A 21,925-nucleotide genomic window follows, 5' to 3' on the forward strand; every position below is an offset into this window, starting at 1 on the left:
CTTGTGGTTACGGCTCAGGGTTGGGCGGATATCACCATCTGCGATGGGCTACCAACCGGCGTGTAGTCGGAGGCAAAGGTTAATTTGCCATCCTTCGGCGCCACGCTGAAGCGGGTAATATTATCGCTACGCTGGTTCATGACGTACAGCCACTGCCCTTGATTATCCAGGGTCAGCGTACGGGGGTAATCCCCACGCGTCCAGATATCCTCCTGGTGGCTCAGGCGGCCGTCGGCCTGCACCGTAAAGTGGGCGATGCTGTTATGCAGGCGGTTGGCGACATACAGCTGCTTACCATCGTTGCTCAGCGCCAGACCGGCGGCAAAGCTGGTGCCCTTATACTCTTTCGGCAGCGCGGAGACGGTTTTGCCTTCGCGCAGCAAGCCGCTTTGCTTATTCAGATGATAGAAAGTCAGCGTCGACGCTTCTTCGTTGATCAGCCACAGGCCGTCGCCCTTTGGCGTAAAGACGAAGTGGCGTGGGCCGGCGCCCGGCGACGAAGCGGCGATGAACGGCGGATCGTTCGGCGTCAGCTTGCCGCTGTCGCTATCCAGCCGGTACTGATAGATCCGATCCAGCCCCAGATCGGTGGAATAAACAAATTTCCCGCTGGGATCGGCGGCGATCATATGGGCGTGCGGGCCATTGTGATCGCTGATGGCGAAGCTGCCCTCGACGGCCGCCGCCGGGCGTTCGGCGCCTGCCGGGCCTTCATCCTGATGCTTGTCCACTGCCTCGCCCAGGCTACCATCTTCTTTCACCGGTAGCACGGCGATACTGCCGCTGACGTAGTTGGCCACCAGAAGATGTTTACCATCCGGCGTCAGGGAGAGATACACCGGCCCGGCGCCGCCGGAGGCAACCTGGCTGAGCGCGGTCAGCTCGCCATTCTTCTCAATGCGCCACGCCTGCACGACGCCTTTTTCGACTTCACTGGCGGCATACAGCGTTTTGCCATCGCGCGACACGGTCAGTTGCGCGACGTTTGGCAACGCGCTCACCAGCGCCCTGTCACGCAGCGCGCCGGTGTTGGCATCGACGGTAAAGCGGTACAGACCTTCGCCATTGGGATTATAGGTACCCACCCAGGCATAGTGGGTTTGCGCGGCGCCCGCGGCGGCGGCAAACAGGGACAGTGAAGCGACAAGCAGATGACGAGCGACAGGCATAGCAACTCCTTGATGGTTCGGTGGGATAAGTTGCCCCTCACCCCGGCCCTCTCCCAAAGGGAGAGGGAGAAAACCAGATAGTTCCCTCTCCCTCCGGGAGAAAGTTAGGATGAGCGGCAATAGCACTACTTCACTAACTGTTTAGTCATCTCCAGCAGCTGGCGCACATCGGCCGGGCGGGTGTTGCCGCTGGCTTTATCGATAATCGAGCTGTAGATATGCGGGATGATTTTGCTCACCCCGGCATCGAGAGCGATTTTCAGGATCTCGCTGTAGTTGTCCAGATCGATACCGCCGGTCGGTTCCAGCCAGAAATCGTGCGCAGCGCAGGCTTTGGCGACGGCTTCGAATTCGGCGCGGTGCTTCAGGCCGCCCATCGGGAAGTATTTGATGGAGCTGCCGCCCATGTCTTTCAGCAGCGCGATGGCGGTTTCCAGCGGCACAATGCCATCCGCCGCGCCGCTGCTCAGCGGGCCGGTGGAGATCTTCACCATTCCCGGCGTACCGGTCGGCGAGACCAGGCCATTCACCACGGTCTCATTCTGCCCGAGCAGCGCGCGGCTGGTAGCCACGCCGGTGAAGACCTGGTTGACATGCTGCGGCTGCACCTGGCGAGAAATCTCGCTCACCATCGCCGACTGGTTTGGATCGCCTGCGCCCAGCCCGACGGAGAGCGCGTTATCAATAAGCTTCGCGTAGTCACGCATATCGGCCACCGCGCTGGCGACATCCGGATAGTTTTTGGAGAGCACGCCGACCAGGACGTGACCTTCCGCCGCGTCGTAAATTTCGCGGGCGTTGTCTTTGCTGCCCGCCAGGACGTTCAGGCACACGCGATCACGGTAAAAGTTTGGGGTCAGTTTCATGCTTGTTTCTCCTTGTTCAGCACTTCCGCGATGCGGCGGGCGACCACCGCCAGCTGCTCCGCGTTCACGCTGCGGACATCGGCTTCGATAATGCCTTCGTTAGCTTTATAGCCGCGGAAGTAGATGGCGTATTCGCCCTGCTTCAGCGCGTTAACCAGATCGCCGGTCTTCACGCCGGTCACCGCTTCGTTGAATTTGATTTCGGCGCGGGCGATATCGCGACCCGCGCTATCCCACACCACCCGGGCGGTCACGCCGTTAAGCGTGTTGAGCTGTTCGATAAACGGCGTCATTTTGGCTACCATCTGCTCGCCGCTCTCTTTGCTCGCCGTCAGGTAGTGTTCAATGGCGCAGGTCAGGCCGAGAATGCCCTCTTTACCCACTTTCATCGCCCGGCCAATCCCCATCGACTGGCGTTTAACCCACTCGACGTACTGCGTTTTGCCGATCACCAGCCCGCTGGTCGGCCCTTCAATGGCTTTTGCGCCGCTGTAGATCACCAGGTCGGCGCCCATGCGGTAGTAGCACTGTAGATCTTCTTCCGCCGCCGCATCGACAATCAGCGGCAAGCCATGCTGGCGCGCCACTTCCGCAGCCTGCGCGACGTTGAGCATGCTTTTCTGTACGCAGTGGTGGGATTTGATGTACAGGATCGCCGCGGTGCGCGGGGTGATTGCCGCCGCCAACTGATCGGCGGAACATTCGTTGGCGTAGCCCGCTTCCACCAGCTTACCGCCGCCCAGCGCCACCATGGTGCCAACCGGCGCGCCGAAGTTGACGTTGTGGCCCTTCGGCAACACGATTTCGTTATTCTCAATCGGCGTAACGTGCAGGTTCTCCAGCAGCCAGTCGCTGTCTTTCACCAGCACCGCCGCCACCGACTGGGCAATCCCCGCCGACGCGCAGGAGACAACGGTCGCCCCTTCCACGTCCAGCAACCTGGCAATGTACTCGCCGGTTTTATTCACCAGGTCTTTCATTTCAAAGTACTGGTTCATACCGGCCATCGCGGCTTCCACCACTTCCGGGCGCGGCGTGGAAACGCCCAGCGCCGTCATGCGGCCCGAAGTATTAATCACCTGTTTTAAATGGTATTTCTCAAAAATCGAAGGCATGTTCCGCGCTCCCTTGTTCGGTCAGATAGCCTTTGCCCGCGCGGATCGCGGCCAGCGGCACCAGAATGTTGTCAGCCTGGAGGCTCTCTTTTTCGGCATCCACCAGCAGCGTGGGCCGGTGCTCCAGGCGAAATAGCGTTAAATCGGCGTCGAAGCCCACTTCCAGCCGCCCTTTACGCGACAGGCGCAGCCCCTCGGCGGCGCTGACGGTCACGCAGGCAATGACCTGCGGCAGGGTCATGCCGATGGCGAGGAATTTCGACATCACCAGCGCCAGCGAGCGCACCGGACCGTCGATACGGTTGCGGCAGTAAATGTCGGAGCTGATGGTGTGCGGCAGAATGCCCAGCGCAATCGCCCGCCGCGCCACTTCAAAGCTGAAGCTGGCGGTGCCGTGCCCAACGTCGAGGCGCACGCCGCGCTGCAGAGCGCGAGTAATCGAGCTACGCAGTTCGCCGGCGGGATTCAGAATGCGGTTCGGCTTGCCGTTATAGCAGTGGGTAATGATGTCGCCGCGGCTCAGCAGATCGGCGATTTCATCGAGGTTCGGCGGGTTATTGCCGATGTGCACCATCAGCGGCAGATCGCCGTTTTCCTGCTGAATGGCCTTGGCGCGCGCCAGCGGCGTAATGCCGTTTTCGCCGACGACGCTGCTGCTCATCCGCGCCTTCAGGCCGACGATAAAATCAGGATGACGCTGCACCGCCTGCTTCACCGCAGCGGCGTCGATATTGGCCATATTCGCCAGTTCATTCTGCGCAATCAGCCCGACGCGGGAGATATTGAGCAACGCATAAACTTCCGTCGCCGCGTTACGGGTCAGTTGATAGAAGTCATCGACGTCGTCGGCGCCGGTGCTGCCGGCATCAATCACGGTGGTGACGCCGGTGGCGATGCCGACGCTGTCCGGCTCATCGTGATAAATCGGCGAATTCGGGTAGCAGTGAACGTGGGAGTCAATCCAGCCGGCGCTGACGTAGCTGTTGCCGTGCAGATCGAGGGTGTTGCGGGAGGGCGCGCTAATCTCGCCCAGCGCCGCGATTTTCCCGTCCTGGATGGCGATATCAGTCAGGGTATCGTCGACGAGGCGCGCACGGCGCAGGAGTAAATCAAACATAGCTATCTCCTGATGAAAAGGGTGAATCTGTTGCCGGATGGCGGCGTACCGCCTTATCCGGCCTACCAATCGCGCTGACGTGTAGGCCCGATAAGCGCAGCGCCATCGGGCGATTAGCTAATCGCCACCGGGAAGATGGAGCCGAGGATCATCGCGCCGAGGATGGCGCCGCCGGTGATCGGTTTCTGCCAGATGTAGAACAGCAGTGCGCCAACCAGCGAGCCAATCCCGATAGGAATCGAGGCGGTCATCGCGCTGAGGATAATCAAGGGACCGAGGAAGCGGCCGGAGGCATTACCGGCCCCCATCATCACGTCGGCGCCGTAAGTTGAATCGCTCTGGTTAATGGTGAACTTACGCGCCAGAATGATGATGTAACCCACTGCCAGACCAAGGACCAGGCCGGTGACCAGCGAGGCGGCGAAGTTCGCCACCGGGAAGACAAAGCCCGCGCCGAGCAGCAGCGCCGGTACGCCAAGACCGATACCGGTCTGTATCGCTCCGCCGATATCGAGGATCCCCACCAGCGACCCTTCGATGATGCGGGCGAACAGGAAGCTGGCGCCAAACGCCGCCACCGCGCCGTAAACGCCGGTATCAATCCCCGACTTCAGCATGGCCACGAAGGCCACTTCGTTAAAGGCGCCGATGCCGTACAGGTAGTACATGTGTGTCCCGGCGAAGACGCCGGAGGAGAGCAGGCCAACAAAGATCGGGAACGACCAGTCGGCATACCAAAAACCTTTATTCTGTTCCATTATCAGGCTCCCGTTACTTGCCGCTGAGTGAGTTGTGGATCATGTCCAGCCAGTTCGGCACGGTCAGATGGAAGGATTCGATCATCTTCATGTCGAAGCCGCGGAAGAAGCCGCTGAGGACAAACAGCGCGACGATGGCCACCATCATCACTTTAGTCACCCGGTTCCAGCCGCTCTCTTCGACGCCTTTACCGATCAGGATCCCCAGCACCAGACCCGGTACGGCGTTACCCATAATCAGCTGCGCGGCGCCGCCGAAAATCGTCGCCCAGAAGCCTGATTTCTTACCGGCATCGATAGCCGCCAGCCAGAAGATCACCGGCATCACGGTGTTCACCAGCAGGTTTGCCGCCGGCACCAGGACCTTAACCGCGGTCACCTGCAGCGCTTCCGGTACGGACGAGGCGGTGAGGTTGAGGAAGGCGACGACAATCATGCCGATGATGCCGCAGGAGATGGCCATTTTTTTCGGATCGTGCAGCGTTTCGCCGACGTTACGATTTTTCAGCATTAGCGCCGCCGCGCCCCAGTTGGGGATAATGCGGTGGTCAACATCCTGGGTGAAGGAGCCTGCTGCCACGGAAGAGGCCCAGGCGTTAAAGAAGAAACCGAGGCCAAAGGAGAAGTGGGAAGCCGGATCGCCTTCGCAGGAATTCAGCTCGCCCAGGGTTCGAAACGCCCCCATCCCCTGGGTGGTAGGGGCGTGAAACATGCGTGCCGCTCCGGCGCCCACGCCGACGCCGACCAGGCCGCCGATAATGAGCGATTTTATTAAAATTATCAGGAACATAGTCAGACCCTTTGCTAACAATCAGGTTTGCGTGACGAAATCCACTTTATCGAGATCGATGGCGGTCACGTTGACGGTGACGTCCAGCTCCACGCTGTAGGTCCGTCGTTCACGGCGCAAAAAGAAGAACAGGAAGGCCTCTTTTCGTACCGCTTCGCGCGCATGAACAACCGTCACGTCCTGTGGCTCAATACGCAGCAGAATGTGCGATGAGGTTTTCATCACCGCAGCCTGCACATGGTTCAGGGCATCGGCGAAGGCCCGTGATTTGCTTTCGCCTTTGCCGGCAACCCTCACCGTGGTGGTGAATTGCTCTTTCATACTTATGCGCCGTATTTCTTTTTCCAGGCTTCTACCAGGCGCTCGCCCAGCTCTTCTTTATCCATAAAGCCGAAGCCCAGCACGTTGCACCCTTCGTTGATGGCAGTGACGCCCTCTTCCACCGAACGCATGCCATATTTCGCTTTGTAGCCGTATTTGGTCTGGGCGGTGATGGCCCCGGCGCCGCCGCTGCCGCAGAAGGAGATGCCGAAGGTAGCGTTTTCCGCTTTCATCATGTCGCCAAGCTTCATATCGGCAGCAACGCCAGGGACGACCACAGCACGTGCGCCCGCTTTCTCAGCGCCTGCAGCGACTTTTTGGCCTTTACCCAGACGGTCGCCAATGACTACGGTGATTTGTTCCATGTTTTGCTCCTTACAGGTTTTCTTTTGCGACTTCGAAATGGACGGACAGCAGCCAGGCCTCTTCATCGGGCAGGTTGCCGAACTGCGCGACCACTTCGCGGGCCAGCGTCATTGAATCTGGTGAAATCTCTTCGAACAGGCTGGCATCCACTTCCGGCAGCGGTTCGCCACTGATTGACCGGTGGGCCATGGCCCGCACGTGGGAAGTCAGCATTTGCTCCTGAACGTCGTTAGGGACGATGCCGTGACGGTTTAACAAGGCGTAAACCTGCTGCAGCATCTTGTCAGCCAGCCGTTCAGTCTGCGCTGCCTGCTCCCCTTCGTCGTGTATTACCGCTCCGTTATTCACTTCTGATACCCCGCTGATGTCTCTGGAAATCAAGGTAGCGCCGGGGGATGGGAGTTTGTAGCGAGTTGTTTTCCACTTCGAAGTGGAAAGGGAGACGGCAGGCGTGATCGACCCCACATATTCACAGGGAAAAGGCAAAAACGACGGCTATGACGTGAGATGTATCACAACAATGAGCGTGGACAAGGCGCCCGCGGCAGCGGAAAGGCCGGAAAAAGAGAGTGGAAAAATGTGATATCGGTAGGCTTTCAGGCGGGAGGCATCGGCTGATGCCTCCCGAAAAGAACGGTTAGCGGTACTTCTTATGGTAGGTGTTGCGGGTGGTTTTAAACTCCTCCGCGGCGGCCTGCGCCTCTTTCACCTTGCCTTCGTTCGCCAGCTTCAGCGCACCGTCGATCTGGCCGATCAGAATATCCAGACCATGACGGTAATCTTTCATCTCAGCGCTGTCGGCCGCTTTGCCTTCCAGCTTCGGCGGGGTCTCTTTCTGGGCATCGACCGCGGCGGTACGCATCTTATTCAGCACCGCTTTCAGCTCGCCGGCGTCGGAGGTCTTCTGTACCACTTGCAGGTTTTCTGCCAGAGTGTCCATGTCTTCGCCCAGGTCGGCGAAGGCCGACGCTGAACCGAGCGCAAAAGCAGAGACAGCCAGCATCGCTAACAGTTTTTTACGCATTGCTCACTTCCTTTTTATTATTTAAGCAAACAGGTGTTATTGCCCGGCGATTTTCATCTCCGGCAGCAGCACAGAACCGCACTGAATGTTGCTGCGCGTTTCAATATCATCGCCAATGGTCACGATATTACGCCACATTTCTTTCAGATTTCCTGCAATGGTGATCTCACTGACAGGATATTGAATTTCGCCGTTTTCTACCCAGAAGCCGGATGCGCCGCGTGAGTAGTCGCCGGTGACGCCACTGACACCCTGCCCCATCAGTTCGGTAACCACAAGACCGGTGCCCATCTCTTTAAGCATCTTTGCAAAACTCAGGCCGCGGCCGTTAATGCGCCAGTTGTGGATGCCCCCGGCGTGGCCGGTGCTTTTCATCCCCAGCTTACGCGCCGAGTAGTTGGTCAGCAGCCACTGGGTCAGCACGCCGTCTTTGATGATGTCACGACGCTCGGTGCGCACGCCTTCGCTGTCGAACGGCGTGGAGGCCAGCCCTTTCAGCAGGTGCGGATGTTCTTCGATGGTCAGCCACTCAGGCAAAATTTGTTTGCCCAGCGAATCGAGCAGGAAGGTGGATTTGCGGTATACCGAACCACCGGCAATCGCTCCGACCAGGTGGCCAAACAGCCCGGTCGCCACTTCGTTGGCGAAAATGACCGGCGCCTTCATGGTCGACAGCTTACGCGGCGCCAGACGCGACAGGGTGCGGCGAGCGCACTCTTCCCCGACCCATTCCGGGGACTGCAGATCCTCGATCGCCCGGCCAATGGTGTAGGCGTAGTCGCGCTCCATATCGCCATCATCTTCCGCGATGACGCAGCTGGAGAGCGAATGGCGAGTCGAGCAGTAACTTTGCAGCATGCCGTGACTGTTACCGAACACTTTGATGCCGTAGTGGCTGTTAAAGCTGCCGCCTTCGGTGTTGGTGATGCGTTTATCGGCCTTCAGCGCCGCTTGCTCCGCGCGGGCGGCCAGTTCGATGGCTTCGTCCGGGGAGACCTCCGCCGGGTGGAACAGGTCCAGATCCGGGGCGTCAAAGGCCAGCAGATCTTTATCGGCCACGCCGGCAAACGGGTCCGGGGAGGTGTAGCGCGCAATATCCAGCGCCGCCTGCACGGTGCGGGCGATGGCGTCCGGGCTAAGATCGGTGGAAGAGGCGCTGCCCTTGCGGTTCTGATGGTAAACCGTAATGCCTAACGCCCCATCGCTATTGAATTCTACATTCTCCACTTCGCCATAGCGGGTGCTGACGCCGATGCCCGTCGTTTTGCTGACGGAGACTTCCGCACCGTCAGATTTACCTGCCGCCAGTTCCAGTGCCGTGGTAACGGCTTCTTCCAGCGTCTTACGCTGCTGTGCAACTTGAGAGATGACTTTCATTGCTAATGCCATAATGTAAGAAGGAGTTAACTGAAGTCTAACAGAGAACCGTTTTTCAGTGCGCGCCTTAACTGGTAACATTAGCCTCTTTTTTTAAGGAGCCTGAGATGACAAAGCAGCCCGAAGACTGGCTCGACGACGTGCCCGGTGATGACGTTGAAGATGAAGATGATGAAATCATCTGGGTCAGTAAGAGTGAAATTAAGCGCGACGCGGAAGAACTGAAGCGTCTTGGCGCGGAACTCGTTGACCTGGGGAAAAACGCGCTGGATAAAATTCCGCTGGATACTGACCTGCGCGACGCCATCGAACTCGCCCAGCGAATCAAAAAAGAGGGTCGCCGCCGCCAGCTGCAGCTTATCGGTAAGATGCTGCGCAACCGCGATGTCGATCCGATTCGTCAGGCGCTGGACAAGCTGAAAAACCGTCACAACCAGCAGGTTGCGCTGTTCCACAAGCTGGAGCAGATCCGCGACCGACTGATTGACGATGGGGATGACGCTGTCGCTGAAGTGCTGAACCTGTGGCCAGATGCTGACCGTCAGCAGCTGCGTTCGCTGATCCGCAATGCGAAGAAAGAGAAAGAAGGCAACAAGCCGCCGAAATCGGCGCGCCTGATCTTCCAGTATCTGCGTGAACTGGCGGAAAACGAAGGCTAAGTCCCGCTGTTTTTGCCCGCAATAGTCTCCCGGATGGCGGCGCGCTGCGCCTTATCCGGGCTACAGATCCCTGTATATCAACCGGTTACTCTGTTTCGTAGGCCCGCGCAAGCACAGCGCCGCCGGGCAACCTGTACCAGACTCCATTCCCGTCGTTGTGCCGGATGGCGGCTAACGCCTTATCCGGCCTACGGAGCCCTGTATATCAAACGGTTACTCAACACCGTAGGCCCGCGCAAGCGCAGCGCCGCCGGGCAACCTGCATCAGACTCCGTTCCCGTCATTGTGCCGGATGGCGGCTAACGCCTTATCCGGCCTACCTTCACCCCAGTTCTAAGGCTTGCGCCAGCAGGGGGATTCCCGTCGCATCGGATGAGTCCCCTCATCCGCACGACGATACGTTTGTTTTTTGCCTTGTTGCCAAGCTGAATCGTTAAAGCTAAAAACAATGTAGATCACATATCCTGGTGATAAATACGCATTACTTAGCAAAATAATACGACTTTAATCTCATTTAACATCATAAAAACGGCCACTTTCTCACCAGGTGAGGCGCTTCACATTTTAATCACCCCCATGCCGGTAGATTTCACACGTCAATGACACAATCGATTCAGCAAAAAGGGAATAAAAATGAAAAAGACATTGGTTCTGACGACGATCGCCCTGCTGGTTTCCGGCTCGGCCGCGGCAAAAACATGGGTGCTGACGAACGCTGAAGAGGGGATGGATAAAGGAAACTGGCAGATCAGCAGCGATCAGCTGAAGGTGAAAGACCATGTGTTCAGCATTGAGCAAAAAGTCCTGCACGGCGGTAAGCAGGAAGGCAGCAAAATCCTCACCATTCACAGTAAAGACGGCCTGACCATCACTCTCAGCCCAACCCGCGGCATGAACTTACTGCGTATTGAGGGTTTCGGCAGCCGGATGGGCTGGGATTCGCCGGTTAAAGAGGTCGTCAACCCGGCGTTTATCAACCTGGAAAGCCGCAATGGACTCGGCTGGCTGGAAGGATTCAACGAGATGATGGTCCGCTGCGGCTATGAATGGACCGGCCATCCGGTGACCGCGGACGGGCAGATTTATACCCTGCACGGCAAGGCGGGCAACACTCCGGCCTCGCGGGTAGAAGTCGAGGTGGCTGACAGCGCGCCGTATGAAATCCGCATCCGCGGCCTGGTGAAAGAGAGCACCTTCAAAAAAGCCGATCTGCAGACCCTGACCGAACTGCGCTACGTGCCGGGCAGCAACAGCTTCAGCCTGCATGATGTCTTAACCAACCATGCTGACTATCCGCATGATTATCAGATTATCTACCACAGCAACTTCGGCACCCCGATTCTGGAAGAAGGCGCGCGCTTCCTCGCCCCGATGTCCAGCATCAGCCCGTTCAATGATTACGCGAAGAGCGGGTTAAAAACCTGGCAGACCTATCAGGGACCGACCAAAGATTTTGACGAGATGGTATTTAATATTCAGCCGCTGGCCGATGAAAATCACCAGACCCTGGCCGCGGTGGTCAACAAAGCGGGCGATAAAGGGGCCTCCATTCAGTTTGATACCCGTCAGCTGCCGGTCCTGACGCTATGGAAAAACACCGACACCATCAAACAGGGCTACGTCACCGGTATCGAACCGGGCACCAGCTACGCCTATCCGGTCACCATTGAACGCGAACAAAAACGCGTGAAGCAGCTGCAGCCGGGCGCCAGCGCGCAGTTTGATCTGACCTACACCCTGCTGCACGACAGCGCTCAGGTGGCCGCCGTTGAGCAGAAAATCGCGCAGATTCAGGGCGACAATAAAGTCGCGGAGAACGAGACGCCGATCGCCAAAGAGTAAGGTTGTAACCAGTGAATTCCCGGAGCGGGGCGACGCCCCGTTCCGGACTACTCCCGCCCCATCACCTCGCGCCCGAGATCCCGGGCAAACTGCTGGTACTGTCGCTCATCGATCGGCTGCGGGTAGCTCAGCACCAGCAACTCATGATCCGCGATGCCCTGATGATAGCTCGGGTGATGATGCGCCCACGCATTGGCATGAAATCCCATCGACTGATAAAAGCGCAGCCGTTTATGAGCGATTGCCGTGGTTAGCGGATCGATTTCCAGAATGGTCAGCGGCGCGCGCGTCAGGATCTGCGCCAGCAGCTGTTTACCATAGCCGCCGGAGCGCAGCGTATCGTCGATCGCCAGATGTTCGATATAACCGTAGCCGGCAAACTGCCAGCAGCCGCTGAGGCCGATAAATACGCCCTCATCGAACCACGCTTCCAGCGCGTAGCGCGGGTGGCTCAGCGCCTGAAGTTTGGCGTCGCTTTCCCGCTGCTCGTGCCACGGAAAGGCGCGCGCGTAGAGCGCGTCCAGCGTGGCGAAATGGGGCGAGTCGGTAGAACGTAATCTTTCGCAGTTCAGCATGGCACAATCCCTGGTGGCGAAAACAAAACTGCCCTCACACGGAGGGCAGTGATCGGAGGCGTTCGCGCTTATTCTGCCGCGGCCGCTTTTTGCGCCAGCTTATCCAGCAGCTTCTGATGAATGCCACCGAAGCCGCCGTTGCTCATCACCAGGATATGGTCGCCCGGGTGGGCGGTTTTGACCACCATCTCCGCCAGGGTATCGACGTCGGCGCTCCAGTGGGCCGGCTGGACGCAGGCTTCCGCCACTTCCGCCACCTGCCACGGAATATGCTGCGGCTGCAGGAGGAACACTTCATCAGCGCGACCGAGAGACGGCGCCAGATCGTCTTTGCAGACGCCCATTTTCATGGTGTTAGAGCGCGGCTCCAGCACGGCGAGAATGCGCGCGGTGCCGCCCACTTTGCCGCGCAGCGCCTGCAGCGTGGCGAGGATTGCCGTCGGATGATGGGCGAAATCGTCATACACGGTAACGCCGTTGGCTTCGCCGCGCAGCTCCAGGCGACGGCGGGCGTTGATAAAGCTGCCCAGCGCGTTCGCGGCATCCGCCGGCAGCACGCCGACGTGACGCGCCGCGGCAATCGCCATCAGGCCGTTATGCATATTATGCTCGCCGACCAGCGCCCACTTCACTTCACCAACCTTTTCGCCGTCGAGCAGCACTTCCCACTGCGAGGCGTCGGCGTTCAGCTTCTTCGCCTGCCAGTGGCCCTGCTCGCCCACCAGCTCCTGCTCGCTCCAGCAGCCCATCGCCATCACCTGCTTCAGGTTGATGTCGTTCTCCGGCAGGATAATTTTGCCTTTGCCCGGCACGATACGCACCAGATGGTGGAACTGTTTCTGAATCGCCTTCAGGTCGTCAAAGATGTCCGCGTGGTCGAACTCAAGGTTGTTGAGGATCAGCGTCCGCGGGCAGTAGTGAACAAACTTGGAGCGCTTGTCGAAGAAGGCGCAGTCATATTCGTCGGCTTCAATCACAAAGAACGGGCTGTCGCCCAGGCGTGCGGAAACATCAAAGTTCCCCGGTACGCCACCGATCACGAAGCCCGGTTTATAGCCGCAGGCTTCGAGGATCCAGGTCGCCATCCCGGCGGTGGTGGTTTTGCCGTGGGTCCCGGCGACGGCCAGCACCCAGCGATCGCGCAGCACGAAGTCGTGCAGCCACTGCGGGCCGGACATATACGGAATATTGTTTTCCAGCACCGCTTCAACGCACGGGTTGCCGCGAGTCATGGCATTACCGATGATCACCAGATCCGGCCGGGGATCCAGCTGGCTGGGGTCATAACCCTGAATTAAATCAATCCCCTGGTTTTCCAGCAGGGTGCTCATCGGCGGATAGACGTTAGCATCCGACCCTGTTACCTCATGACCGAGGGAGCGCGCCAGCATGGCCAGGCCCCCCATAAACGTGCCACAGATTCCTAAAATATGAATGCGCATTCGTCATTTCCTTCTCTTATCCGGGGCACATTTTACCCATATCCCGGGCCCTGGCGAAATGCATTTCAGGCGAATCTGTATTTTGCTGGCGCGATTCACCAGTGCGCACTTTTTTGATTCTTTGTTAAGATTGTTGCGTTCGTTTTACTCAACATAAAAATGCAGGGAACGAGTTATGAAAACGTTAGGTGAGTTTATTGTTGAAAAGCAGCACGAGTTCTCCCACGCCACCGGTGAGCTGACTGCTTTGTTGTCAGCAATAAAGTTGGGCGCCAAGATCATCCACCGCGATATCAACAAGGCCGGTCTGGTCGATATCCTGGGTGCCAGCGGTGCTGAAAACGTTCAGGGCGAGGTTCAGCAAAAACTCGATCTGTTCGCTAATGAAAAATTAAAAGCCGCACTGCGAGCACGCGATATTGTTGCCGGGATCGCCTCCGAAGAAGAAGATGAAATTGTCGTCTTCGAAGGGTGTGAACACGCCAAATACGTGGTGCTGATGGACCCTCTGGATGGCTCCTCTAACATCGACGTTAACGTCTCTGTCGGAACGATCTTCTCTATCTACCGCCGCGTCACGCCTGTCGGCACGCCGGTGACAGAAGAAGACTTCCTGCAGCCGGGTAACAGGCAGGTGGCCGCGGGCTATGTGGTCTACGGCTCTTCGACGATGCTGGTATATACCACCGGTTGCGGCGTCCACGCCTTTACCTACGACCCGTCCCTCGGCGTCTTCTGTCTGTGTCAGGAGCGCATGCGCTTCCCGGAGAAGGGCAATACCTACTCCATCAACGAAGGCAACTACATCAAATTCCCGCAGGGCGTGAAGAAGTACATTAAGTACTGCCAGGAAGAGGACAAAGAGACTCAGCGTCCTTATACCTCACGCTATATCGGCTCGCTGGTGGCGGACTTCCACCGTAACCTGCTGAAGGGCGGCATCTACCTGTATCCGAGCACCGCCAGCCACCCGGACGGCAAGCTGCGCCTGCTGTATGAATGCAACCCGATGGCCTTCCTCGCCGAACAGGCGGGCGGTAAGGCCAGCGACGGTAAAGAGCGTATTCTGGATATTATCCCGGAAAGCCTGCACCAGCGCCGCTCCTTCTTTGTCGGTAACAACCACATGGTTGAAGACGTCGAGAACTTCATTAAAGCATTCCCGGACGCCTGATCCCTGCCCTCCCTTCCCGCCTTGCGGGAAGGGAGTTCCCTGTCAGCGACTCCCCGCTCCGCTCACCCGCGTCACCGCCGCATTCTGCCGATTTTCCCACAGCACCGTCAGCCCACGCTGCAGCGCGATAAAGATAAACAGCAAAATACCGATCGCAATTTTCGTCCACCATGAGCTGAGGGTGCCATCGAAGTTGATGTAAGTCTGAATCAGCCCCTGGATCGCCACCCCGAACAGCGTTCCCAGCACGGTGCCAACACCGCCGCTGAGCAGCGTACCGCCGATCACCACCGAGGCAATCGCGTCCAGCTCCACGCCGACGCCCGCCAGCGCATAGCCCGCCTGGGTATAAATGGAAAAGACGATCCCGGCCAGCGTCGCCAGCCCGGTGGAAAGCATATAGATACGGATCGTGGCGCTGCGAGTCGAAATCCCCATTAAATTCGCCGACGTCGCGTTGCCGCCGATGGCATACACCTGGTTGCCAAAGCGGGTGCGATGGGCGACAAAAATACCGGCCACCACCACCAGCAGCATCAATAGCCCCATGGCGCTGAGACGACCGCCGCCGGGGATGGTCCATGCCAGCCCGGACAAGGTGTCGTAGACCGGATGGTTAATCGGAATCGACTCCTCCGACACCAGATAGCTGACGCCGCGCAGGAAGAACATGCCGGCAAGCGTGATGATAAAAGCCGGGATCTTCAGCGCGTCGATAAGCAGCCCCATAAACGCACCGAAGGCGCAGCCCATCACCAGCACCAGCGGAAACGCCACCAGCGGCGATATTCCCCAAAAGCCAATCGCTTTGGCGAGGAAGACGCCGGTAAAAGCGATCACCGACCCCACCGACAGATCGATCCCACCGGATAGGATCACAAAGGTCATGCCCACGGCGATGATCCCGAGGAAGGCATTATCCGTCAGGATATTGCAGATCACCCGCGTTGAGGCAAAGCCGGGGAACTGCGTCAGGCAGTAGAGATAGCCCAGTACAAACACCGCCAGGGTGATCATCAACGGTAAATTACGTTTTATCATGGCCGCGTACCCCTTTCAGTAATCCGATAAAGCGCGGCGACTGGACAATCAGTACGCACAGCACCACCACCGCTTTCACCACCTGGTTGAGCTCCGGCGGAAAGCCAGAAAGCAAAATGCCGGTATTCATGCCCTGGATAATCAGCGCCCCCACCACCGACAGCAGCAGGTTGAAGCGCCCGCCCATCAGGGAGGCGCCGCCGATGACCACCGCCAGAATGGCGTCCAGTTCGAGCCACAACCCGGCGTTATTCGCATCCGCGCCGCGTATGTCCGCCGCCACGATAATCCCGGCAATCGCTGCGCAGACGCCGCTCAGGACATAGGCCAGCATCACCACGATACGAGTATTCACGCCGGCGTTTTTCGCCGCGCGGATGTTGATCCCTACCGCTTCGATAAACATGCCCAGCGCCGTTTTACGGGTAAACAGCCAGAACAGCAGCAGGGTGGCGGCGGCGATGATCACCGGCATCGGGAACAGCAGAAACGATCCGCTGCCGAGCCACGCCAGGGCCGGGGAATCAAAGGTGACGATCTGCCCGGCGGTGATCAACTGCGCGACCCCGCGCCCGGCCACCATCAGGATCAACGTCGCCACAAAAGGCTGGATCTTAAGGACGGCGACGAGGATGCCGTTCCACAGCCCGGCCAGCGCACCGGCCCCCAGCGAGGCCAGCACCACCACCGCCAGGCTGTGCCCGGCGACGGTCATCGAGGCGGCCGTCGCGCCGGCAATCGCCATCACCGCCCCCACTGACAGGTCGATGCCGCCGGTGGCGATCACCAGCGTCATGCCGATGGCCAGCAGCGCCACCGGCGCGGCGCGGTTAAGAATATCGATCGGGCTGCCAAACAGGCGGCCATCCTGGAGCACCACCTGATAAAAATGGGGCGCCACCAGGCTGTCGACCAGCAACACCAGCAGCAGGGCAATAATCTGCGGGGTACCCTTCGGCCAGCTGAAGCGTCGCTTCTCCGGACCGGTTTGCGAAAGAGATCGAGGCATCATGAGTTACTCCTTATGCCGCAATAGCGTTCATGATCGCCGGTACAGAGAGCTCGGCGAGCGGGATCTCCGCCACCTGTCGGCGATCGCGCATGATAATGACCCGATCGGCGTAACCCACCAGCTCCTCCAGTTCAGAGGAGATAACCAGCAGCGCCAGACCATCGGCGCAGAGGGTTTCAATCAGGCGAATAATTTCCGCATGGGCGCCGACGTCGATGCCGCGGGTCGGCTCATCGAGGATCAGGAACTGCGGTTTGGTCAGTAACCAGCGGGAGAGCAGTACCTTCTGCTGATTGCCGCCGGAGAGAAACTCGATCGGCTGCTCCGCGCTCGGGGTACGGATCCCCAGCTGGCGAATAAAGCGCTCGGCGATCTCGTTCTGTTCACGCCGGGGGATCGGCCGCAGCCAGCCGCGCTGCGCCTGCAGGGCGAGGACGATATTTTCCCGCACCGAAGCGGCGGCGATAATGCCGTCGGTTTTGCGATCTTCAGGACAGAAGCCGATCCCGAGGCAGGAAGCCTGATGCGGAGAGCGCAGGGTCTGCGGTTTGCCTTTGATCCACGCCTTCCCGCTGTCCGCCGTTTTAATACCGAAGATCACCTCGGCGGTTTCCGTGCGTCCGGAACCCAGCAGGCCGGCGAGGCCCACAATTTCGCCCGGACGGACCTGCAGGTCGAACGGGGCGATGGTGCCTTTTTTACCGTAGCCTTCAAACGCCGCCACCGGCTTATCGCTCAGCAGGGTACGGCCCGCCCGCTGCAGGGCATTGTGGTCCAGTTCGCGACCCAGCATCATTTTCACCAGCTCAATCTGCGGCAGTTCGCGGGTCTCGCGGCAGCCGACGAAACTGCCGTTGCGCAGCACGGTGATGCGATCGCTGACCGCATAGACCTGGTCGAGAAAATGGGTGACGAAGATCAGACTGACGCCGTTATCCCTGAGCTGGCGCATCAGGGTGAACAGCATCTCCACCTCCTGGGTATCGAGGCTGGCGGTGGGTTCGTCGAGGATCAGCACTTTGGCCGACAGGTCGATGGCCCGACAGATAGCGACGATCTGCTGCATCGCCACCGAAAAGCGGTTCAGCGGTTCGCGCACGTCGAGAGAAAAGCCGTAGGAGGCCATCAGCGCCGTCGCCCGCGCCTCCATCTCTTTGCGTCGCAGCAGGCCAAACCGCCGCGGCTCACGGCCGATGAACAGGTTATCCGCCACCGACATATTAGGTAGCAGGTTCACTTCCTGGTAGACGGTGCCAATCCCCAGCTGCTGGGCATGGGCGGTATTTTTGGGCGAAATAGCCTGGCCTTCCAGCCAGATGGTGCCGCGATCGGCATGGTAAACGCCGGTAAGCGCTTTGATCAGCGTCGATTTTCCGGCGCCGTTTTCGCCCAACAGGGCCATGATTTCGCCGCGCCGCAGGCTAAAGTTGACGTTATCCAGCGCCTTAACGCCGGGGAAGAATTTACTGAGTCCTTCGGTGCGAAGGATCTCCTGGTGTGCCTCGGCGCTCATAATCGATGTCACCTTTAAATGATGTCAGGTTACCCCGGGTCGCGCTGGGCTTCCCGGGGTTACTGGAACGCTGCTTTTTACCCTCTTCCACTGGGGAGAGGGATGGAATGAGGGGCTCCCCACTCAGTAACCCATATTTTTCTTCTTCTCTAACTCTTCTTTCGCCGTATCCGGCAGATACAGCGTCGATTTGGTAATGGTCAGCTTCTCAGGCAGGGTGCCGTCTTTTTTGTATTTCTCCAGCGCATCAAACGCCGGACCGGCCATATTTGGCGTCAGTTCGACGCTGGCGTTGGCTTCACCAGCGATCATGGCTTTATAGATATCCGGCACGCCGTCGATGGAGCCCGTGAGGATATCTTTGCCCGGCTTCAGACCCGCCTCTTTAATGGCCTGGATGGCGCCGATTACCATGTCATCGTTATGGGCGAAGACCATGCAGATGTTTTTGCCGTTATTCTCAGCTTTGATAAAGCTCTCCATCACCTCTTTCCCTTTGCTGCGGGTGAAGTCGCCGGACTGAGAGCGGATAATTTTGATATTCGACGCTTTGGCAATCGCGTCGGCGAACCCTTTCTTACGATCGATGGCCACGCTGGCCCCAACGGTGCCCTGCAGTTCAACGACGTTACACGGCTTACCGTCGACGGTTTTCACCAGCCAGTCGCCAATCAGTTGGCCTTCCAGCACGTTGTTGGCGGTCACGGTGGTCATGTAGAGATCTTTATCTTTAACATCAATGGAACGGTCGAGAAGGAAGACCGGGATCTTGGCCTCTTTCGCCTCTTTCAGCACCGGTTCCCAGCCGGTGGCCACCACCGGTGCAATGAAGATCGCGTCCACCCCCTGAGCGATAAAGGAGCGCACTGCTTTGATCTGGTTTTCCTGTTTTTGCTGACCATCAGCGATCTTCAGGGTGATACCGCGCTTGGCGGCCTCCTCTTTCGCGACGCTGGTTTCCGCCGCACGCCAGCCGGATTCAGAACCGACCTGCGAAAAACCTACGGTTAGCGGGGCAGCTATCGCCATAGACGACATAGCTACGGAAACTGCTGTGACAAGAAGTAAGCGCTTCCACATAAGGGTATCCTCGTAGGGTTATTGTTGGTTAAAGTCTCACCTGCGGACAAACTATAGACAATCGGTGATGTAACTGAATGCGTTACATCACACTTCAAAAAAGTAAATGAGATGTTAATGATGGCCCCGCTGCCCAGCGGAGAGCCGATAAGGCTTCGCAGGGAGCGCGGCCGTTGCGGTTTATGACGTTTTTTTAAGCAGTTTGATAAATCAATCACATGCAATGAAAACGGTTACATAAATTTATTCATGATGTGGCTATGTTTATGGATTTTCATGTCATTATTACGCGAAAAATTCGGAGCACTCCGCGGCGATATCGGGAAAAAGAAGCGAAGACTTTCGATGTGAGTTGGCTATAATACCGAGCACTTGTTTGCCATACATTTTAAAGGAAACAGACATGAGCTTACTCAACGTACCTGCGGGCAAAGATCTGCCGGAAGACATCTACGTCGTGATCGAAATCCCGGCGAACGCAGATCCTATCAAATATGAAGTCGACAAAGAGAGCGGTGCACTATTCGTTGACCGTTTCATGTCCACAGCAATGTTCTATCCGTGCAACTACGGTTACATCAACCACACCCTGTCCCTGGACGGTGACCCGGTTGACGTGCTGGTCCCGACGCCGTACCCGCTGCAGCCGGGCTCCGTGATCCGCTGCCGTCCGGTTGGCGTTCTGAAGATGACCGACGAATCCGGTGAAGATGCGAAACTGGTTGCCGTACCGCACACCAAGCTGAGCAAAGAATACGATCACATCAACGATGTGAACGATCTGCCGGAACTGCTGAAAGCCCAGATCACTCATTTCTTTGAGCACTACAAAGATCTGGAAAAAGGCAAGTGGGTTAAAGTCGACGGTTGGGACAACGCGGAAGCGGCGAAAGCTGAAATCGTTGCCTCTTTCGAGCGCGCAAAGCAGAAGTAATTCTGTCTCAGGCAGGGTCATCCCCTGCCTGATTGCGGCACGGATAGCCGCGATAACACCATGGAGGGTGTCCCGTGAAAAGCGTTCGCTATTTCACTCTGAACTATACCGGTTTCACCACCGCCGCCTGTGAAAAACAGGGATATCTGCGCCTTATCGCCGGCGAGCATGTCTTTTATACCGATAAACGCTATTTTAAAGACCCCGCGCTTTTTGACCGCCTGACGATCAATCAGCCTCTGCACCTTGGCGTCCGCCGTCTGGACAACGGCTGTTACTGGATCCACTGGCTCAGCGATGGCGAAACGCTCCTTGAACCCAGTCAACGGGTAACGCGCTGGGCCCGTCCGCTGCTGATTATCAGCCTGCTGACGCTCATCGTCGCTCTTATCCCGCTCGTGATGAGCACCTCAGAATGGGGAAGGTTCGGCTGCGGCATTATCGCGATACTGGCCTTCATCGGACTGTTAACAGGGCTCTATGAGCGACTGTTCCACCCGGTACTAAAACGGCACCCCGCCATGCGCGATCTGCTGACGAAGATGGCGCAGGCCCGCCGCCGCGACTTTTCCTTTTGCCAGCGGCTACCTGCAACGGCGCGGGCCGTCCGCCAGTCGGCAATGCCTTTTACGCAAGCCCTGCCGGAACGCTATGCCGTCCGGACGGGAAAAATTAGCACTATCATTTTTAAGAAGTGGTTCGCGGGGAACCCAACGCGGGAATACCATGGCGTTGGGATACAATGCGACACGGCGCCGCTGGCCTTCTGGTGGCAGACAGGCTGCGCCAATTTCGCGCTGCATCCCGTTCTCTATCGTCGTCAGCCACCGTTTATCGCCATTGGCGATCGCCTCGTCGCCGTGTACGAGCGCGACAGCCGTGCGATCCACGCGCTATACAATGCCAGCGACGGCGCGGCTTATATAAAAAACCATCCACTCTATCCAGGTCGCCGACAACTGGCGCTGCTCTATTACCTGTTTTACGGCCTCGCGCTGGTGATGTATCTGCTATTTCTCGCTGTTGAACTCATCAGTGCCCTTCAGTCAGGCCGGAGCGTCTGGTGGCAGGTTCAGGATTCACTGGACATGCTGTCCCTATTATTACTCAGTTTCGGCGGGATCCTGGCGGTACTGGAGCTGATTGGCCCGACGGCCTGGTTATTATCACACCGGGTGGCTGACTGGCTGAAGATGCGCTCGGTGATGCGGCGCTACCTGCAGGGAGTGGCCCGCCATACCGCGCTCGAGGAGATCATGTAATGTTCAGTACTCCAACACGACGATTATTCTTTCTCGCGCTGACGACGCTGGCTTCCGCGATGTGGCTGGCGAAGGATCGTCTGCCACTCTGGTAAGGCATGGAGCAGAAAAAACAACGCCACCCGAAGGTGGCGCTGTCGTGGTTAGTACTGGTCGCGATCCAACCAGTTGCCGTTCGCTATCAACGTGCATCCCTCAACGGAACGTTGATACACATACATCCATGCGCTGCCGTAAGGCGTCTGAATGAGGTGGCGCGCATACTCGCCCCCCTTCGTGCGTAGCGCATCCAGTTCGGCCAGCGTCGATGCATCAATACGATAAACTTCACCATGTACTGTGCCTTCGCCGGGCACCGCGCCTGGATAGTGGCCCAGGCTGTACAGCTGATAATCGTTGACACTATGAGCGCCCAGCCACTGGGCGTTGGTCATCCAGTGGCTGTTGCCTTGTTTGCGTCGTAAACTGCCGTAAACAAATATTCGCAT

At 58.1% G+C, this 21,925-nt stretch carries 24 protein-coding genes and 1 pseudogene; 6 read left to right on the plus strand and 19 right to left on the minus strand.

The genetic code is table 11. The features are described from left to right. Positions 1–14: 14 nt before the first annotated feature. The 9 genes from DTA24_RS25350 to DTA24_RS25390 all read right to left on the minus strand — a co-directional run bounded on the left by DTA24_RS25350 (position 15) and on the right by DTA24_RS25390 (position 6,850). A complete protein-coding gene (locus DTA24_RS25350) occupies positions 15–1,169 on the minus strand; it encodes a lactonase family protein (protein ID WP_123837121.1) in 1,155 nt (384 codons plus the stop codon). Between the two features lie 125 nt (positions 1,170–1,294). Next, positions 1,295–2,035, minus strand: a complete 741-nt coding sequence (dagF, locus tag DTA24_RS25355) for a 2-dehydro-3-deoxy-phosphogluconate aldolase (RefSeq protein ID WP_008807137.1) — start codon at positions 2,033–2,035, stop codon at positions 1,295–1,297. Further along, positions 2,032–3,150 (minus strand): DgaE family pyridoxal phosphate-dependent ammonia lyase, encoded by a 1,119-nt coding sequence (locus tag DTA24_RS25360; protein WP_012543087.1) that lies wholly within the window; start codon positions 3,148–3,150, stop codon positions 2,032–2,034. The genes dagF and DTA24_RS25360 overlap by 4 nt, the downstream gene beginning before the upstream one ends. Then, entirely contained in the window at positions 3,134–4,267 is a 1,134-nt protein-coding gene (locus DTA24_RS25365; protein ID WP_012969089.1) for an amidohydrolase/deacetylase family metallohydrolase, read from the minus strand. Before DTA24_RS25365 ends, DTA24_RS25360 begins: the two co-directional genes overlap by 17 nt. A gap of 113 nt (positions 4,268–4,380) precedes the next feature. Continuing rightward, the gene (locus DTA24_RS25370) at positions 4,381–5,025 is read right to left on the minus strand and encodes a DUF4310 family protein (RefSeq protein WP_004152267.1); all 645 of its coding nucleotides are present in this window, start codon (positions 5,023–5,025) and stop codon (positions 4,381–4,383) included. A gap of 13 nt (positions 5,026–5,038) precedes the next feature. After that, positions 5,039–5,815 carry a DUF4311 domain-containing protein gene (locus tag DTA24_RS25375; protein ID WP_002886897.1) on the minus strand — a complete coding sequence of 259 codons (777 nt, stop codon included), beginning with the start codon at positions 5,813–5,815 and terminating at the stop codon, positions 5,039–5,041. Between the two features lie 21 nt (positions 5,816–5,836). After that, positions 5,837–6,136, minus strand: a complete 300-nt coding sequence (locus DTA24_RS25380) for a DUF4312 family protein (protein ID WP_004206503.1) — start codon at positions 6,134–6,136, stop codon at positions 5,837–5,839. A 2-nt stretch (positions 6,137–6,138) separates the two neighbouring features. After that, positions 6,139–6,501 carry an SFCGS family glycine-rich protein gene (locus DTA24_RS25385; protein WP_004206501.1) on the minus strand — a complete coding sequence of 121 codons (363 nt, stop codon included), beginning with the start codon at positions 6,499–6,501 and terminating at the stop codon, positions 6,139–6,141. 10 nt (positions 6,502–6,511) lie between these two features. Next, positions 6,512–6,850: a PRD domain-containing protein gene (locus tag DTA24_RS25390; protein WP_008807140.1), complete on the minus strand. Its 339-nt coding sequence runs from the start codon at positions 6,848–6,850 to the stop codon at positions 6,512–6,514. 103 nt (positions 6,851–6,953) lie between these two features. On the opposite strand from DTA24_RS25390, the gene DTA24_RS28535 reads away from it, so the two are divergent. Continuing rightward, entirely contained in the window at positions 6,954–7,085 is a 132-nt protein-coding gene (locus DTA24_RS28535) for a hypothetical protein (RefSeq protein WP_012543089.1), read from the plus strand. Between the two features lie 54 nt (positions 7,086–7,139). Here the strand turns inward: DTA24_RS28535 and cybC are convergent, their stop codons facing one another. Both cybC and pmbA read right to left on the minus strand, forming a co-directional pair. After that, on the minus strand, positions 7,140–7,526 hold the full coding sequence (gene cybC / locus DTA24_RS25395; RefSeq protein ID WP_100781444.1) for a cytochrome b562: 387 nt from the start codon (positions 7,524–7,526) through the stop codon (positions 7,140–7,142). Between the two features lie 36 nt (positions 7,527–7,562). Beyond that, the gene (pmbA, locus tag DTA24_RS25400; protein ID WP_064166991.1) at positions 7,563–8,915 is read right to left on the minus strand and encodes a metalloprotease PmbA; all 1,353 of its coding nucleotides are present in this window, start codon (positions 8,913–8,915) and stop codon (positions 7,563–7,565) included. A gap of 95 nt (positions 8,916–9,010) precedes the next feature. Between pmbA and yjgA the strand changes: the two genes are divergently transcribed. After that, the gene (gene yjgA / locus DTA24_RS25405) at positions 9,011–9,562 is read left to right on the plus strand and encodes a ribosome biogenesis factor YjgA (protein ID WP_004177664.1); all 552 of its coding nucleotides are present in this window, start codon (positions 9,011–9,013) and stop codon (positions 9,560–9,562) included. A gap of 333 nt (positions 9,563–9,895) precedes the next feature. On the opposite strand, the pseudogene DTA24_RS28540 reads toward yjgA, so the two are convergent. Further along, positions 9,896–10,011 (minus strand): annotated as a pseudogene (locus DTA24_RS28540) (hypothetical protein). Positions 10,012–10,195: 184 nt separating this feature from the next. On the opposite strand from DTA24_RS28540, the gene DTA24_RS25410 reads away from it, so the two are divergent. Further along, positions 10,196–11,404 carry an aldose 1-epimerase family protein gene (locus DTA24_RS25410; RefSeq protein ID WP_060876401.1) on the plus strand — a complete coding sequence of 403 codons (1,209 nt, stop codon included), beginning with the start codon at positions 10,196–10,198 and terminating at the stop codon, positions 11,402–11,404. A gap of 47 nt (positions 11,405–11,451) precedes the next feature. Here the strand turns inward: DTA24_RS25410 and DTA24_RS25415 are convergent, their stop codons facing one another. Beyond that, the gene (locus DTA24_RS25415) at positions 11,452–11,979 is read right to left on the minus strand and encodes a GNAT family N-acetyltransferase (RefSeq protein ID WP_123837122.1); all 528 of its coding nucleotides are present in this window, start codon (positions 11,977–11,979) and stop codon (positions 11,452–11,454) included. A gap of 68 nt (positions 11,980–12,047) precedes the next feature. Then, positions 12,048–13,421: a UDP-N-acetylmuramate:L-alanyl-gamma-D-glutamyl-meso-diaminopimelate ligase gene (gene mpl / locus DTA24_RS25420; RefSeq protein ID WP_023296931.1), complete on the minus strand. Its 1,374-nt coding sequence runs from the start codon at positions 13,419–13,421 to the stop codon at positions 12,048–12,050. A 175-nt stretch (positions 13,422–13,596) separates the two neighbouring features. Here mpl and fbp point away from each other — a divergent pair, with 175 nt between their 5' ends. After that, positions 13,597–14,595 (plus strand): class 1 fructose-bisphosphatase, encoded by a 999-nt coding sequence (gene fbp / locus DTA24_RS25425; protein WP_008807144.1) that lies wholly within the window; start codon positions 13,597–13,599, stop codon positions 14,593–14,595. Between the two features lie 42 nt (positions 14,596–14,637). Here the strand turns inward: fbp and yjfF are convergent, their stop codons facing one another. The 4 genes from yjfF to ytfQ form a co-directional block, all read right to left on the minus strand. After that, positions 14,638–15,636 carry a galactofuranose ABC transporter, permease protein YjfF gene (gene yjfF, locus DTA24_RS25430; RefSeq protein ID WP_002886825.1) on the minus strand — a complete coding sequence of 333 codons (999 nt, stop codon included), beginning with the start codon at positions 15,634–15,636 and terminating at the stop codon, positions 14,638–14,640. Beyond that, the gene (gene ytfT / locus DTA24_RS25435; protein ID WP_022065395.1) at positions 15,623–16,648 is read right to left on the minus strand and encodes a galactofuranose ABC transporter, ATP-binding protein YtfT; all 1,026 of its coding nucleotides are present in this window, start codon (positions 16,646–16,648) and stop codon (positions 15,623–15,625) included. Before ytfT ends, yjfF begins: the two co-directional genes overlap by 14 nt. 10 nt (positions 16,649–16,658) lie before the next feature. Next, entirely contained in the window at positions 16,659–18,161 is a 1,503-nt protein-coding gene (ytfR, locus tag DTA24_RS25440; protein ID WP_008807146.1) for a galactofuranose ABC transporter, ATP-binding protein YtfR, read from the minus strand. Between the two features lie 123 nt (positions 18,162–18,284). Next, positions 18,285–19,241: a galactofuranose ABC transporter, galactofuranose-binding protein YtfQ gene (gene ytfQ / locus DTA24_RS25445; protein WP_046881700.1), complete on the minus strand. Its 957-nt coding sequence runs from the start codon at positions 19,239–19,241 to the stop codon at positions 18,285–18,287. Positions 19,242–19,644: 403 nt separating this feature from the next. Between ytfQ and ppa the strand changes: the two genes are divergently transcribed. Together ppa and DTA24_RS25455 are read left to right on the plus strand one after the other, a co-directional pair. Further along, on the plus strand, positions 19,645–20,175 hold the full coding sequence (ppa, locus tag DTA24_RS25450) for an inorganic diphosphatase (RefSeq protein ID WP_002886766.1): 531 nt from the start codon (positions 19,645–19,647) through the stop codon (positions 20,173–20,175). A 74-nt stretch (positions 20,176–20,249) separates the two neighbouring features. Then, positions 20,250–21,437, plus strand: a complete 1,188-nt coding sequence (locus tag DTA24_RS25455) for a hypothetical protein (RefSeq protein ID WP_046881699.1) — start codon at positions 20,250–20,252, stop codon at positions 21,435–21,437. Positions 21,438–21,580: 143 nt separating this feature from the next. Here the strand turns inward: DTA24_RS25455 and DTA24_RS25460 are convergent, their stop codons facing one another. Continuing rightward, positions 21,581–21,925, minus strand: a complete 345-nt coding sequence (locus tag DTA24_RS25460) for a gamma-glutamylcyclotransferase (protein WP_008807149.1) — start codon at positions 21,923–21,925, stop codon at positions 21,581–21,583.

Source organism: Klebsiella sp. P1CD1 (assembly GCF_003790505.1).
In the GTDB taxonomy this organism is placed as follows: domain Bacteria; phylum Pseudomonadota; class Gammaproteobacteria; order Enterobacterales; family Enterobacteriaceae; genus Klebsiella; species Klebsiella variicola.

What these genes read in the sequence shown, in the direction of transcription:
- DTA24_RS25350 (WP_123837121.1), bottom strand. Translation starts at nt 1,169, where the DNA reads ATGCCTGTCGCTCGTCATCTGCTTGTCGCTTCACTGTCCCTGTTTGCC.
- dagF (WP_008807137.1), bottom strand. Translation starts at nt 2,035, where the DNA reads ATGAAACTGACCCCAAACTTTTACCGTGATCGCGTGTGCCTGAACGTC.
- DTA24_RS25360 (WP_012543087.1), bottom strand. Translation starts at nt 3,150, where the DNA reads ATGCCTTCGATTTTTGAGAAATACCATTTAAAACAGGTGATTAATACT.
- DTA24_RS25365 (WP_012969089.1), bottom strand. Translation starts at nt 4,267, where the DNA reads ATGTTTGATTTACTCCTGCGCCGTGCGCGCCTCGTCGACGATACCCTG.
- DTA24_RS25370 (WP_004152267.1), bottom strand. Translation starts at nt 5,025, where the DNA reads ATGGAACAGAATAAAGGTTTTTGGTATGCCGACTGGTCGTTCCCGATC.
- DTA24_RS25375 (WP_002886897.1), bottom strand. Translation starts at nt 5,815, where the DNA reads ATGTTCCTGATAATTTTAATAAAATCGCTCATTATCGGCGGCCTGGTC.
- DTA24_RS25380 (WP_004206503.1), bottom strand. Translation starts at nt 6,136, where the DNA reads ATGAAAGAGCAATTCACCACCACGGTGAGGGTTGCCGGCAAAGGCGAA.
- DTA24_RS25385 (WP_004206501.1), bottom strand. Translation starts at nt 6,501, where the DNA reads ATGGAACAAATCACCGTAGTCATTGGCGACCGTCTGGGTAAAGGCCAA.
- cybC (WP_100781444.1), bottom strand. Translation starts at nt 7,526, where the DNA reads ATGCGTAAAAAACTGTTAGCGATGCTGGCTGTCTCTGCTTTTGCGCTC.
- pmbA (WP_064166991.1), bottom strand. Translation starts at nt 8,915, where the DNA reads ATGGCATTAGCAATGAAAGTCATCTCTCAAGTTGCACAGCAGCGTAAG.
- yjgA (WP_004177664.1), top strand. Translation starts at nt 9,011, where the DNA reads ATGACAAAGCAGCCCGAAGACTGGCTCGACGACGTGCCCGGTGATGAC.
- DTA24_RS25410 (WP_060876401.1), top strand. Translation starts at nt 10,196, where the DNA reads ATGAAAAAGACATTGGTTCTGACGACGATCGCCCTGCTGGTTTCCGGC.
- DTA24_RS25415 (WP_123837122.1), bottom strand. Translation starts at nt 11,979, where the DNA reads ATGCTGAACTGCGAAAGATTACGTTCTACCGACTCGCCCCATTTCGCC.
- mpl (WP_023296931.1), bottom strand. Translation starts at nt 13,421, where the DNA reads ATGCGCATTCATATTTTAGGAATCTGTGGCACGTTTATGGGGGGCCTG.
- fbp (WP_008807144.1), top strand. Translation starts at nt 13,597, where the DNA reads ATGAAAACGTTAGGTGAGTTTATTGTTGAAAAGCAGCACGAGTTCTCC.
- yjfF (WP_002886825.1), bottom strand. Translation starts at nt 15,636, where the DNA reads ATGATAAAACGTAATTTACCGTTGATGATCACCCTGGCGGTGTTTGTA.
- ytfT (WP_022065395.1), bottom strand. Translation starts at nt 16,648, where the DNA reads ATGATGCCTCGATCTCTTTCGCAAACCGGTCCGGAGAAGCGACGCTTC.
- ytfR (WP_008807146.1), bottom strand. Translation starts at nt 18,161, where the DNA reads ATGAGCGCCGAGGCACACCAGGAGATCCTTCGCACCGAAGGACTCAGT.
- ytfQ (WP_046881700.1), bottom strand. Translation starts at nt 19,241, where the DNA reads ATGTGGAAGCGCTTACTTCTTGTCACAGCAGTTTCCGTAGCTATGTCG.
- ppa (WP_002886766.1), top strand. Translation starts at nt 19,645, where the DNA reads ATGAGCTTACTCAACGTACCTGCGGGCAAAGATCTGCCGGAAGACATC.
- DTA24_RS25460 (WP_008807149.1), bottom strand. Translation starts at nt 21,925, where the DNA reads ATGCGAATATTTGTTTACGGCAGTTTACGACGCAAACAAGGCAACAGC.